Origin of the sequence: Stenotrophomonas sp., from assembly GCF_050737075.1 — a bacterium.
Classification (GTDB): domain Bacteria; phylum Pseudomonadota; class Gammaproteobacteria; order Xanthomonadales; family Xanthomonadaceae; genus Stenotrophomonas.
The window spans coordinates 56,481-70,108 of sequence record NZ_JBOHXV010000012.1; the positions used below are offsets into that span (position 1 = coordinate 56,481).

General features: G+C 68.4%; 10 protein-coding genes. 7 read left to right on the forward strand and 3 right to left on the reverse strand.

Annotated elements, in window-relative coordinates; all coding sequences use genetic code 11:
* The first annotated feature begins 166 nt into the window (after positions 1-166).
* The 5 genes from ACREPD_RS04555 to ACREPD_RS04575 all read left to right on the forward strand — a co-directional run bounded on the left by ACREPD_RS04555 (position 167) and on the right by ACREPD_RS04575 (position 7,561).
* The gene (locus ACREPD_RS04555) at positions 167-2,575 is read left to right on the forward strand and encodes a putative bifunctional diguanylate cyclase/phosphodiesterase (RefSeq protein WP_431598198.1); all 2,409 of its coding nucleotides are present in this window, start codon (positions 167-169) and stop codon (positions 2,573-2,575) included.
* Between the two features lie 63 nt (positions 2,576-2,638).
* Positions 2,639-4,354: a sensor domain-containing diguanylate cyclase gene (locus ACREPD_RS04560; protein ID WP_431598199.1), complete on the forward strand. Its 1,716-nt coding sequence runs from the start codon at positions 2,639-2,641 to the stop codon at positions 4,352-4,354.
* A 37-nt stretch (positions 4,355-4,391) separates the two neighbouring features.
* Positions 4,392-5,114, forward strand: coding sequence for a pseudouridine synthase (locus ACREPD_RS04565; RefSeq protein WP_431598200.1), 723 nt, complete (start codon positions 4,392-4,394; stop codon positions 5,112-5,114).
* A gap of 76 nt (positions 5,115-5,190) precedes the next feature.
* Positions 5,191-6,261: a sensor domain-containing diguanylate cyclase gene (locus ACREPD_RS04570; protein WP_431598201.1), complete on the forward strand. Its 1,071-nt coding sequence runs from the start codon at positions 5,191-5,193 to the stop codon at positions 6,259-6,261.
* A 136-nt stretch (positions 6,262-6,397) separates the two neighbouring features.
* Positions 6,398-7,561, forward strand: coding sequence for an AAA family ATPase (locus ACREPD_RS04575; protein WP_431598202.1), 1,164 nt, complete (start codon positions 6,398-6,400; stop codon positions 7,559-7,561).
* A 26-nt stretch (positions 7,562-7,587) separates the two neighbouring features.
* Here ACREPD_RS04575 and ACREPD_RS04580 read toward each other — a convergent pair whose 3' ends face one another.
* Genes ACREPD_RS04580 through ACREPD_RS04590 form a run of 3 tightly spaced genes read right to left on the reverse strand, consistent with a single transcriptional unit; the run spans position 7,588 to position 9,816 of the window.
* Positions 7,588-8,535: a DMT family transporter gene (locus ACREPD_RS04580; RefSeq protein ID WP_431598203.1), complete on the reverse strand. Its 948-nt coding sequence runs from the start codon at positions 8,533-8,535 to the stop codon at positions 7,588-7,590.
* A 28-nt stretch (positions 8,536-8,563) separates the two neighbouring features.
* Complete coding sequence (locus tag ACREPD_RS04585; RefSeq protein ID WP_431598204.1) at positions 8,564-9,379, reverse strand: DUF72 domain-containing protein; 816 nt, start codon at positions 9,377-9,379, stop codon at positions 8,564-8,566.
* Positions 9,376-9,816 carry a VOC family protein gene (locus ACREPD_RS04590; protein WP_431598205.1) on the reverse strand — a complete coding sequence of 147 codons (441 nt, stop codon included), beginning with the start codon at positions 9,814-9,816 and terminating at the stop codon, positions 9,376-9,378. The genes ACREPD_RS04585 and ACREPD_RS04590 overlap by 4 nt, the downstream gene beginning before the upstream one ends.
* A gap of 131 nt (positions 9,817-9,947) precedes the next feature.
* Between ACREPD_RS04590 and ACREPD_RS04595 the strand changes: the two genes are divergently transcribed.
* Both ACREPD_RS04595 and smrA read left to right on the forward strand, forming a co-directional pair.
* A complete protein-coding gene (locus ACREPD_RS04595) occupies positions 9,948-11,513 on the forward strand; it encodes a serine hydrolase (RefSeq protein WP_431598206.1) in 1,566 nt (521 codons plus the stop codon).
* Between the two features lie 99 nt (positions 11,514-11,612).
* Positions 11,613-13,448: a multidrug efflux ABC transporter SmrA gene (gene smrA, locus ACREPD_RS04600; protein WP_431598207.1), complete on the forward strand. Its 1,836-nt coding sequence runs from the start codon at positions 11,613-11,615 to the stop codon at positions 13,446-13,448.
* Positions 13,449-13,628 lie beyond the last annotated feature (180 nt).

Below are 13,628 nucleotides of genomic sequence, written 5' to 3' on the forward strand. Positions count from 1 at the left end.
CGGCATGACATCGCGGTGAGTACTGACAACGCCAGCCTTCGGGCTGGCGTTGTCGTTTTCACGCGGTGAAGGCAGTCACGCCGGTTTCGCGCCATCTCAACAGGGCGGGTTCTAGCCTGCAGGGGTAGGACACACCGCACCCCACGATGGCACCGGAGGCGACGCGATGCTGGGAGGCAGCAAGGACGTTGGCAGTACCGCCGTACCGTACGTGACCCGGGGCCTGACCCTGCGGTTCGTGTTGCTTACGGGCATGGCGATCGGGCTGGTCGCGCTGTCAGCGCTGATCCAGGAGCTGCAGGGCGCCTCCACGGCGTGGATCGTGGGACAGAGCCACTGGTCGCGCGCGCAGCAGCGCGCCAGCTTCGCATTGGAACGCTACATCGCCTCGGGCGATCCGGCGGCATTGGCCGAGGCACGACGCGCGCTGGAAGTACCGCTGGGTGATCGCGATGCCCGCATCGCACTGGAGCAGGACGAGCTGGACCTGGCGCGCGCCCGACGCGGTTTCACGCAGGGCGGCAATGCGCCCGGTGACATCAACCGGCTGATCGTGTCCTTCCGTTACCTGGGCCACGTCAGCTACTTCCGTGATGCGGTGCGCCTGTGGCAGCAGACCGATCACGGCTTGAGTCAACTCGTACAACTGGCCGATGCCGCCGAGGCGATGCATGCGTCGGGGACGCCGTCGCCGGCCGTGCGTGAGGCACTGCTGGTGCAGCTGCAGGCACTGGACCGCAGCCTGGAGGCGCAGGCCAAGGCGTTCTCGCTGGCGCTGCTCAATACCGCATCGATCGTGCGCATGGCCACTCTGATCGTGGGTGGTTTGTCGGTACTGCTCATCACGCTGGTGGCCGTGCTGCTGGCGCGGCGCGTGCGCAACGACCTGATCGACAAGGAAAGCCGCTTCCGCGCAGCCTTCTACCAGGCCACGGTGGGCATGCTCAAACTGGACGCGGGCGGTCGCATCGTCGAAGCCAACCAGGCCATGGCCGATATCCTTGGCTACCGTCGCGACGCGTTGCCCGGCATGCAACTGGGTGCACTGCTGGAGGAGGGCGAGCTGGTGCTGGACGAGGCCGGCGCCATCGACTGGCCACGCCAACTGCGGCCTGGCGAGCTGCGCTTCCGCCGCGCCGACGGCAGCCTGCTGTGGGGCCGCTGGAGTGGCACGCTGGTGCACAGCCCCGGCCGTGTGCCGACCGTGTTCGTCATCGTTGAAGACGTGTCGCAGAACCATGCGCTGGCACGCGAGGTCGAGCGCCATGCCAGCCACGATCCGCTGACGGGGTTGATCAACCGTCGCGAGATCGAGCGCCTGCTCGAGCTGGCGCTGCTGGACGTGCGCAGCCGTGGCGGCACCCACAGCCTGTGCTACCTGGACCTGGACTATTTCAAGCTGGTCAACGACGGCCTGGGTCATGCCGCCGGCGACCAGCTGCTGCGCGGCTTTGCCGACTACCTGGTGGGCGCGGTGCGCGAGGGCGACTGGGTGGGACGGATGGGCGGCGACGAGTTCGTGATGTTCCTGGCGGGCGCGCGCCAGGAGGAGGCCAAGCAGGTCCTGCAGCGGATCGTGCGCACGCTGGGGCAGGCCGGGTTCCAGCGCGATGACGGCCTGCCACGGGTCAGCTGCAGCATCGGCGTGGTGGAGATCACCGCCGAGGTAACCGATGTGAACTGGTTGATGAGCGCCGCCGACAGCGCGTGCTATGCGGCCAAGCAGGCCGGCCGCAACCGCGTGCACTGCTTCAACGAAAACCGCATGGCGCTGGAAGAACGTCTGCTCGAAGCCGAGCGGCTGGCGCAGGTGTCCAGCGCCATCGCCGAGAACCGCATGCTGCTCTATGCGCAGCGGATCGAGTGGGTGAACGATCCGGCATTCCTGCACTACGAGGTGCTGGTGCGCATGCGTGACCGCGACGGCCAGCTGCAGACGCCGGGGGAGTTCATGCCGGCCGTGGAGCGCTACGGCATGGGCATGGCCCTGGACCGGCACGTGCTCGGGTTGCTGTTCCGCCACCTGCAGGTCTGCCCCGCACACCTGCAGCGGCTGGGGCTGTGCAATGTCAACGTGTCGGCCCAGTCGATCGCCGAGCCCAGTTTCCTGGCCTACGTATGCGACCTGCTGGAGCGCAACCGCGGGCTGGCCCGCAAGCTGTGCTTCGAGATCACCGAAACCGCCGCGATCAGCAACCTGGACCAGGCGCGCAGCTTCGTGGAAGGCGTGAAGGCGCGTGGCTGCCGGGTGGCACTGGATGACTTCGGGGCCGGGTTGTCGGCATTCGGCTACCTGCGCCAGCTGCCCGCCGACATGCTGAAGATCGATGGCGTGTTTGTCCGCGACATGGACATCGATCCGGTCAGCCGCGCCACGGTACGGGCCATCACCGAGATCGGCCGCGAGCTGCACATGACGGTGATTGGCGAGTGGGTGGAATCCCGGGAGGTCGCCGGGCAGCTGCAGGCGATGGGGGTGGACGGGCTGCAGGGCTACGCGATCGAGCGACCCATGGCGCTGGAGAAGATGACGCAGCCGGCGTTGTGGCGGGACGCGTCGTCGCATGGGCGTTGAGCCCGGGCACAGGCCGCGGGCGGGCAATGCTGCGATAATCACGGGCAGGGGACGGCGCGCGGCATGCGTGCCGGCGCACGACGACAGGGTGGTGGTGTGAGGCGCAGGCACGGCAGGTCAGGCGGGACGGTGGCGGCTGCACGCTGGCTGGCATGGGTGTTGTGCCTGCTGCTGCCCGGCATGGCGCTGGCCGGTACGGCGCAGGTAGGGCGCGATGTGCTGCTGCTGGGCGCGGCAACCGACGACCAGGCACCGCAGCGCGCCTGTCCTGCCGAGGTGCTGGCCCGCCACCAGCAGGTGCTGGCGGTCGCGGCGCCGGCCGAGGGCTGGTCCGGCGCACCGCAGGCGGTGGACGTGTTCGGCGTGCTAAGTGGCGAGGTCCGGATCAGCCACGGTGACCGCCAGATCTGCGGCAACATGCATGATGCGCGCACCCGCGATTCGCGCTTCCGCGCCGGGGTCGGCATGGTGGTGGTGCCCAAGGCCGGCGAGCATGAACCCATCATCGTGTCGTGGGCGAGCCCGCTCAAACCGGCCTGGATTCCCACGGTGCGGCTGGGCGCCCCCAGCCCGGTCCAGCAGAACGACACGGCGCGGCTGCTGGTGCGGGCGGCCTGCATCGCGGTGGTGATCGCGCTGGCGCTGTCGGCGCTGATGGGCTACGTGACCGCCAAGGACCGCTCGTTCCTGATCTATGTCGCCGTGTGCCTGGTGTTCGTGCTGTGGCAGGCGGTGCTCGGTGGCCTGAGCGGCTACCCGGAGCCCTGGCTGCCGGTGCACGACCGCGCGGCCTGGTGGCTGATGGCGCTCAGCGCGTTCGCGCTGGCCACGCTGCTGCCCATCCTGTGGCGGCTCAACGGCGGCGACCGGCTCTGGCCGGGCTCGCGCGCCGGCCAGCAGACCGTGCTGTGGGGCCTGGTGGCAGTCGGCGTGGCGGTGCCCTGGATGGGGCTGGCGGCCCTGACCTGGACGGCGGCGGCGCTGCAGTACACGTACGTGCTGGGTTGCGTGGTGTGCCTGGGCGTTGGCCTGTGGGCGCTGTGGCGGCGCGATCTGTATGCGCTGGCCGGGCTGCTGGCGTTGGCCCCATGGTGGATCATGATCCTCGCCGACGCGCTGGATGCCCGCTGGTTGACCGCCTACCGGATCGAGGCGCTGCAGCTGTCGGCGACGTGGTTCCTGATGATGTCGGCGTATGCGCTGAACCTGCGCCTGGGCCGGCTGCGCCAGCAGCGCGACGAGCTGCGCCAGCTGGCCGACACGGACGGGCTGACCGGGCTGCCCAACCGCCGCGCCGGGCTGCGGCTGCTGGCCCGGCATATGGAGCGCGCGCTGCTGGAGCAGCAGCCGCTGGCGATCGGCTTCCTGGACATCGACCTGTTCAAGGACATCAACGACCAGTTCGGCCACGAGGTCGGCGACCAGGTGCTGGTGGCGGTGGCGCGTGGCCTGCGCGGGGCGGTACGCAGCCAGGACGATGTGATCCGGATGGGCGGGGAGGAATTCCTGGTGCTGCTGCCCGGGGCCGGCCACGCGGCGGCGCTGGCGCGGCTGGAAAGCGTGCGCCTGCAGGTGGCGTCGGTGAGCGCGGTGCTGGGCATCGCCGGGCTGACGGTGACGGCCAGCATCGGCGCGGCGGTGCTGCGCCCGGGCCGCGACGACCTGGCGGGCCTGCTGCGCCGCGCCGACCACGCGATGTATCGGGCCAAGCGTGCCGGGCGCAACCAGGTGTGCGACGCGGAGCAGCCGGCGGCGGCGGACGATCCGGTGGCGGTGTAACGCCGCGCCGCAGCGGGTTTTGCCGGATAATGGCGGAATGACAACCCGACTCAACAAGTACATCGCCGAAACCGGCTTCTGTTCCCGCCGCGAGGCCGATCGCCTGATCGGCGAACGCCGCGTCACTGTCAACGGCCAGGCCGCCGGCACCGGCGCGGTGGTCGGCGAGGACGACAGGGTGCTGGTCGACGGCCAGCCGCTGCGCGCGCGCGAGGCCAAGAAGATCGGCGGCCGCCGCCACGTCTATATCGCGCTGAACAAGCCGGTGGGCATCACCTGCACGACGGAGACGGCGGTGAAGGGCAACATCGTGGAGTTCGTGGGCCACGAGCAGCGCATCTTCCCGGTCGGCCGGCTGGACAAGGATTCGGAAGGACTGATCCTGATGACCAGCAACGGCAATATCGTGAACCAGATCCTGCGCGCGGAAAACGGGCACCAGAAGGAATACCTGGTGGCGGTGAACAAGCCGGTCACGGACGAGTTCCTGCGCGGGATGCAGCGTGGGGTGCACATCCACAATGAAACGACGCTGCCCTGCCGCGCGTCGCGCATCGCGAAGTTCGGCTTCCGCATCATTCTGCAGCAGGGCCTGAACCGGCAGATCCGGTTGATGGCTGCGGCCTTCGGCTACCGGGTGACGCAGCTGCGCCGGGTGCGCATCGACAACATCAAGATCGGGGCGCTGAAGCCGGGCCAGTGGCGCAATCTGACGGACGCGGAGTTGCAGGGGCTGCTGCCCAAGCAGCTGGACTGGTAAGCCTGCACGGGCCGGTAACCATTGACCGGTTGGCTCGGGCTAGACTGGGCCCAGCTCCCCGGATCTGAGTTGTTCGATGATCAAACCCGAGAAGCCCGCCAATGAGGCGGTGCGCCTGGCGGCCCTGTACCGTTACCGCATTCTGGATTCGGAGAAGGAAAAATCCTTCGAGGATCTGGTGACGATCGCGAAGGCGGTATGCGGGGCGTCGATGGCGGCGGTGACGCTGGTGGACGCGGAACGGCAGTGGTTCAAGTCGATCCAGGGGATCGAGGCGCAGGAGCTGCCGCGCTCGGAATCGATGTGCGGGCACGCGATCCTGCAGCCGTCGCAGGTGATGGTGGTGGAGGACGCGCGCGAGGACGTGCGCTTCCACGACAATCCGAATGTGACCGGCGATCCGAAGGTGCGGTTCTACGCGGGCGCGCCGCTGGTCAGTACGGAAGGGCTGCCGCTGGGCACGCTGTGCGTGTTCGACCCGCAGCCGCACCGGCTGGATGCGCAGCAGACGGAGGCGCTGGCGGCGTTGTCGCGGCAGGTGATGCTGGTGATGGAGTTGCGTCGCTTCGCGCTGGATATCCAGACGCACATGGTGGAACGCGACGATTACGAGGCGCTGCTCAGCGACTATCACGATGTGCTGCTGGCGCAGAACGCGGACCTGGCGGAACAGAGCCGCACGGACGTGCTGACGGGGTTGCCGAACCGTCGTGCGATGTCGGTGGCGCTGGAGGCGTCGGTGGTGGACGCGGACGGGCAGCCACGGCAGACGGCGGTGGCGTTGCTGGATATCGATCATTTCAAGCAGATCAACGATTTCAACGGGCACGCAACGGGCGACCGGGTGCTGGCGGAGTTGGGGGTGCTGCTGCGCGCGCAGTTCTCGGGGCGCGGGCTGGCGGCGCGCTACGGTGGCGAGGAATTCGTGGTGCTGATGCCGGACACGGACCTGCGCACGGCGGAGCTGCAGTGCGATTTCCTGCGCATGGCCGTTTCCGACTTGCCGCTGGGGTTTCCGGTGACGGTCAGTATCGGGGTGGCGGCGCACCGTTCCGGTGACACGATAGAGCAGACGTTGGAGCGGGCGGATGCGGCGCTTTACCGGGCTAAAGGTAGTGGGCGTAATCGGGTGGAAGTCGCGCCGTAGCGCCGGGCTCTGCCCGGCCGCTTTTGCTCTTCTTCTGCTTTTGCATGGCCATTGCCTGGGTCAATCACGCCACCATTCGCAATATCTGCGACCTATCGCTGGCATCCTGCGGTCCCTTCTCCTGCGGACTCCGCCCATGCTGCAGACCCTGGCCGTTTCCAACTACCGCTCCCTGCATGACCTGGTCGTGCCGATGGGGGCGCTGAACCTGGTGACCGGCGACAACGGCAGCGGCAAGTCCAGTCTGTACCGCGCGCTGCGGCTGCTGGCCGATACGGCGCGCGGTGGGGTGACGCCGTCGCTTGCCCGGGAGGGGGGGTTCCAGTCGGCGCTGTGGGCCGGGCCGGAGCGGGTGGACCGGCGCATGCTGTCGGGCGAGGTGCCGGTGCAGGGCGGACCGCGGCAGGAGGCGGTGGCGCTGCGGCTGGGCTTTGCCGGTGACAATTTCGGTTATGCGATCGATCTGGGGTATCCGGTGCGCGATGCGCATTCGCTGTTCAACCAGGACCCGCAGATCAAGTGCGAGAGCATCTGGGCGGGGCCGTTTCTGCGCAGCAGTACGGTGTTGGTGGAGCGGCGGGGGGCGATGGTGCGGCGGCGCAATGGGCGAAGTTGGGAGGTGCTGGAATCGCACGCGTCGGTGTACGAAAGCCTGTTCACGCAGGTGGCCGATCCCGTGCGCATGCCGGAGGTGCTGCGGCTGCGCGAGACGCTGCGCAGCTGGCGGTTCTACGACCACTTCCGTAGTGACCGCGATGCGCCGGCGCGGCAGCCGACGCTGGCGACGCGCACACCGGTGCTGAGCCATGACGGGCACGATCTGGCGGCAGCCTGGCGCACGATTGTGGAAATCGGGGACCCCGAGGCGCTGGCGGCCGCGCTGGACGACGCGTTCCCCGGCGCGCAGGTGCGCATCGAGGCGAACGACGATACGTTGAGTCTGAAGTTCCACCAGCCGGGGCTGCTGCGCCCGCTGGGGGCGGCGGAGCTGTCGGATGGGACGTTGCGCTATCTGCTGCTGATCGCGGCGCTGCACACGCCACGGCCGCCGCCGTTGATGGTGCTCAACGAACCGGAGACGAGCCTGCACCCGGAACTGCTGCCGGCGCTCGGCCGGCTGATCATCGGCGCGGCGGGGCGCAGCCAGGTGTGGGTGGTGTCGCATGCGAGCCGGCTGATCGCGGCGTTGCGCGAGGCACCGCAGTGCAACCCGATCGCGCTGGAAAAGCAGATGAGCCGCACGACGCTGGTAGGGCAGGGCCTGCTCGATGCCCCGGCGTGGTACTGGCCGGAGCGGTAGGTGCCCAGCGTGGGTGGGTACGCGACTCAATCCGCGATATTGCGCGCCTCGGCCGTACCCAGTATCTCCGGGTGCTGCACTTTCTTCCGACGGTTCAACAACGGGTGCAGGAACACGGCCCCTACGATGATCCCGACGCCGGCATAGAACAGCGGGGTGAGTTCGCGCTGTTCGCTGAGCAGGACCATCGCCAGCAGGATGGCGTAGACCGGTTCGAGGTTGGTGACGAGCTGTACGGTGTAGGCGCTGAGGTGGCGTAGGGCGACCAGCGCCAGCGCGAACGGCAGCAGGGTGCAGACGCCGGCCAGGATCAGCAGCAGCATGGCGTCGCGCGGGTTCGGTATCACCCACAGCGGGCTGGCCAGCGCTGGCAGCAGGAACGGCAGCAACGGCGCGAGCAGGGTGAGGGTGACGGTGCCGGCGCCCAGTTCCACGGCGGTGACGGTCAACGGGTCGGCATGGCTGACGAGGCGCTTGTTGAGCGAGCCGAAGATTGCCACCAGCAGGGCCGACATGGCACCGACCAGCACGCCCAGGCGCATGCCGTCGGGAACGCCGCCCACCACCATGCCCACGCCGGGCAAGACGGCGATGCCGAAGGCCAGTTCGCGCAGCTGGAAGGGGCGCTTGGCCACCCATGGCTCGATCACGGCGGTGAACACCGGGGCGAGCGCGATGCAGGTGGCCGCGACGGAGGCGTTGGCCAGCTTCACCGCGCCGTAGAAGGTCAGCCAGTGCAGGGCGACCAGCGCGCCCACGCCGCAGTAACCGGCGAACAGGGCAGGGCTGAGCTGGCGCAGCCCGCGCCACACGCGCGGCAGCAGGGCCAGCATGGCCACCACCAGCAGCATGCGCCACCACACCAACGGCAGGGCGGGCAGGGAAATGAGCTTGCCGAGGATGGCGGTGACGCCCCACAACAGCACGCAGAAATGGATTTGCAGCAGGGCTCTGCGGGTGTCGGTCGTCGGCATCCGCATATTGTGCGGTAATCCGGCCGCGTTACGCGCCTACCTGCTGCAATTGTCTGCGCAGCGCCACTGCGGCGCCGGGGTTGCGGTGCTTGGCCGCGCCGATGAACAGCACATACACCTCGCGTGGGGCGCTGGGCTCGGCGTCGGCCGTAATGTGCGGCAGGTCTGGGTTGTCGTCGCCGCGCGCCCAGCGCATGGCGCGCAGGCACCATTGTTCCAGGGTGCGTTCGGGGTAGCCGGCGCGCAGGTTGGCGCGCGACTGCATCAGCCGTGCGTAGACGAAATCGGCGGTGGGGTCGGCAAAGCTGGGGTAATCGGCGGAGTTGCTGAACACCAGCGCCGCGCCGTGCGCCCGTGCCACGGCGACCAGCTCCGGCGTCCATGCGGCGGCATTGCGTACTTCCAGGGCGTGCTGGAGCACGCGGCTACCGGCCTTGCGCGGCAAGGCGTCCAGGAAACGATCGAATTCCTGCGCGCCGGCAGGGTGGCTCTGCCCGAACTGCCAGACCAGCGGGCCGAGCCGATCCTCCAACGCGCTGATGCCCTGGAGGAAGCCGTCGGCGCGCGCCCCGGCGGCGGCCAGGTCGTGGGTCTGGGTGATCGTGCGCGGGGCCTTGGCCGAGAAGCGGAAGCCTTCCGGCGTCTGCTCACGCCACTGCGCGTAGACGGCCGGCTTCTGCGCCCGGTAGAAGGTGCTGTTGATCTCGATGCAGCCCAGCTGCCGGCTGGCATGCGCAAGCTCCTCGCGCTGCGGCAGGCCGGCCGGATAGAACGTGCCGCCGCGCCACGCCGGAAACACCCAGCCGCCGATGCCGGTGCGGATCGGTCCAGGCGCCGTGCTCATGAAGCGCCGGTCTCCGCCTGCCACGGGTCGTAGCTGCCGAACCACCACAGGTGGCCCTCCAGGTCCCGGCAGGCATAGCCGCGACCACCGTAGTCCTGGTCGGCGATGTCGATGGCCAGTTCGGCCCCGGCGGCGACGGCGCGCGCATAGTGCGCATCGGGATCGGCGACGATCACGCAGGCGCTCTGGGTCTCGCGGCCGCCCACTTCGTCGGGCTGCACCACCAGCTTGCCCCACTCGCCGCCGTTGTCGACCGAGCCGAGCATGATCATGCCGGCGCCATGGACCAGCTGGGCGTGGTAGACGATGTCGCCTTCGGCATAGACCGCCTGCGCCTTGAAGCCGAAGGCGCGTTCCAGCCACGCAATGGCGGCGCGGGCATCGCGGTAGCGCAGGCAGGGAATGATGGTGGAGCCGGTGGGGGTGGGCGCGGTCATGCGGGTACTCCGGGGCGGGGCGGGCTTCTGGCACACGCGAGCCTGCGGCGCGGGGCGTTACCATCGCGCGAAACCGGCGGGGTCACGGCCGCGGCCTCGACACCCCCGCAACATCGGACTGGAGACACTGATTGAACACATCCTGGATTGGAGGCGTGGTGCTGCTGGCATGTGCACCCCTGGCGTCGGCGGCCGTGCCGACGGAACTGGACACCCGGCTGGAGGCCACGGTGGAACGCGTGCGCAGCCAGTTCGACGTGCCCGGCATCGCCGTGGCGGTGGTCAAGGACGGCCAGGTGGTGCTGGAGCGCGGCTACGGGGTGCGTGAGCTGGGCAAGCCGGCGCCGGTGCAGGCCGACACGCTGTTCGCCATCGCCTCCAACACCAAGGCGTTCACCGCCACCGCGCTGAACCTGCTGGCCGAGCAGGGCAAGCTGAAGATGGACGACCGGGTCATCGACCATCTGCCGTCGTTCCGCATGTCCGACCCGTACGTCACCGGCGAGATGCGCATCCGCGACCTGCTCGCGCACCGCAGCGGGCTCAGCCTGGGCGCCGGCGACCTGCTGTTCTGGCCGACCACGAGTTACAGCAACGAAGAGGTGGTGCAGCGCCTGGGCAAGGTGCCGCTGAAGGCGGGCTTCCGCGACCGCTACGCCTACGACAACATCCTGTATGCGGTGGCTCAGCAGGTCATCGAAAAGGTCTCCGGGCAGTCCTATGCGGACTTCCTGCAGCAGCGCATCTTCACCCCGGTCGGCATGGCCGGCACCCGCTTCAACGCCGACCACCTGCAGCCGGGCGACAAGGCCGCCGTGGGCCATGCCAAATACGATTTCACCGCGCTGCGCACCGTTGCGCCGCTGACCTGGTCCAACAATGCCGGTGCCGGCGGGCTGTACTCCAGCGCGCATGACATGGCGCGCTGGATGAACGTGCAGCTGGCGCAGGGCAAGCTGCAAGACGGCACGCCGTTGTTCAGCCCGAAGACCCAGCAGGCGATGTGGCAGATGATCACGCCGCAGGTAGTGCCCGAGCCGAGCGTGCCGGCACTGGCGGCCGCGCGCCCGAACTTCGCCGGCTACGGTGAGGGCTGGAGCCTGAGCGACTACCGTGGGCAGAAGCTGGTGTGGCACACCGGCGGCTGGCCGGGCATGGTCTCGCGGGTCACGCTGGTGCCCGAACAGAACCTCGGCATCGTGGTGCTGACCAACCAGGAAGTCGGCGCCGCCTTCAATGCGATCACGATGGACGTGCTCGACGCCTATCTCGAGGCCCCGCACACGGACTGGGTGGCCGCCTATGCCGCCGCGGTCGCCAAGGCGCAGGACAAGGCCGACGAAGGCTGGGCCGCGCACCAGGCCGCACGCAATGCGAAGACCACGCCGTCGCTGCCGCTGGCCGGCTATGCAGGCACCTACCGCGACCCGTGGTATGGCGAGGTGTTTGTCGAAGCGCGTGGCGGCAAGCTGCGCCTGCGCTTCGGCAAGACCGCGCAGCTGGTGGGCACGATGGAGCATTGGCAGCACGACACCTTCATCGTGCGCTGGGACGACCGCTCGCTCAATGCGGATGCGTTCGTGAACTTCAGCCTCGATCCGGACGGCAAGGTGGGCGAGGTGCGCATGCAGGCGGTGTCGTCGCTGACCGACTTCAGTTTCGATTTTCAGGATCTGCTGCTGACTCCGGCCAACTGATAGCTTGGCGCCGGCCCGGGGCCGGCGCCGCCATCATGCGGCCGCGTTTACGTGGCCCGTGGGATACTTGGCGCCTTGCTGTTTGTTTCAGGTGACAGGATGTTCCGCTGGTTCGAGTCGTTGATTCCGGTCTTCCCGCCCATCGACGCGCGCATGCCGCCGCGCCGCGTGGTGCCGTTCTACATCCACTACCTGCGCCCGGTGTGGCCGGTACTGCTGGCCACGCTGATTGCCGGGCTGCTGCTGGCGCTGGTGGAAGTGGCGATGTTCGACTTCCTGGGCCGCATCGTCGACATGGTCGCCGAGCAGCCGGATCCGAGCTTCTTCGCGCGCAACGCCGACACGCTGCTGTGGATGGCCGCGATCACGCTGATTGCCCGGCCGGTGCTGGTCGGCCTGCACAATCTGCTGGTCAACCAGGCCATCGTGCCCGGGTTGAGCAACCGCTCGCGTTGGCTGATGCACAACTACGTGGTGCGCCAGAGCCTGTCGTTCTTCCAGAACGACTTCGCCGGCAGCATGGCCAACCGAGTGATGCAGACCGGGACGTCGCTGCGCGAGTCGGCGGTGCAGATGGTGGATTCGCTGTGGTACATCGTGGTCTACACCGGCACCGCGCTGTACCTGTTCGCGCAGGCCGACTGGCGGCTGATGATTCCACTGCTGCTGTGGCTGGCCGCCTACGTGGCGATCATGTGGTACTTCGTGCCACGCGCGAAGGAACGCGCCTGGATCGCCTCGGAAGCACGTTCCAAGGCGATGGGCCGGATCGTGGATGGCTATACCAACATTCCCACGCTGAAGCTGTTCGCCCATGCCGGGCGCGAGCAGGCCTATGTGGCCGAGGCGATCGAGGAACTGGCGGTCAAGCACCGTCGCCAGACCCGGGTCACCACCGGCATGGATCTCACCATTGCCGTGGTCAACGGCTTCCTGATTGCCGGCACCTGCGGGCTGGCGCTGTGGCTCTGGAGCCACGGCAACATCAGCGTGGGCGCGATCACCCTGGCCACCGGGCTGGTGATCCGCATCCACAACATGTCCGGCTGGATCATGTGGACGATCAACGGCATCTTCGAGGACATCGGCACGGTGCAGGACGGCATCACCACGATCGCGCAGCCGCTGAGCGTGCAGGACCGCCCCGACGCAGTGCCGCTGGTGGTCAGCGAAGGCGGGGTGCGCTTCGACGACATCCATTTCCATTACGGCAAGCAGGGCGGCGTGATTGCCGGGCTGAACCTCGCGGTCAAACCGGGTGAAAAAATCGGTCTGGTCGGTCCCTCCGGCGCGGGCAAGTCGACCCTGGTCAATGTGCTGCTGCGCCTGTACGACCTGGAAAGCGGACACATCCGCATCGACGGGCAGGACATAGCCGAGGTCACCCAGGAAAGCCTGCGCCGGCAGATCGGCGTGGTGACCCAGGACACCTCGCTGCTGCACCGTTCGATCCGCGACAACCTGCTGTACGGCCGCCCCGACGCCACCGAGGAACAGCTGCGCGCGGCGGTGACCAAGGCGCGTGCGGCGTCCTTCATCGACACGCTGCGCGACGCCGAAGGCCGGCAGGGCTATGACGCGCATGTGGGCGAGCGCGGGGTGAAGCTGTCCGGCGGCCAGCGCCAGCGCATTGCGATCGCCCGCGTGCTGCTCAAGGACGCGCCGATCCTGGTGCTGGACGAGGCCACGTCCGCGTTGGATTCGGAAGTCGAAGCGGCGATCCAGGACAACCTGGACGAGCTGATGGCCGGCAAAACGGTGATTGCCATCGCGCACCGCCTGTCCACCATCGCGCGCATGGACCGGCTGGTGGTGATGGACCAGGGCCGCATCGTGGAGACCGGCACGCACGCCGAACTGGTCGCCTCAGGCGGTCTCTACGCACGCTTGTGGGCGCGCCAGACCGGCGGGTTTGTTGCGGCGGATGCCGGGTAAGGCAACGGCAACGGCAGCGGCAACGGCAGCGTTTCAGTTCCTGCGTGTGGGACGGTCGACGGGCAGCCCCCTACGGGACACGCCGTAAATACATCCTTGTAGGCTGCTCCAAAACTTGCGCGTGTACGCAATCCTGCGTACACGGCAAGGCCGGGGTTGGGCGTCCTGCCCAACCCGTCC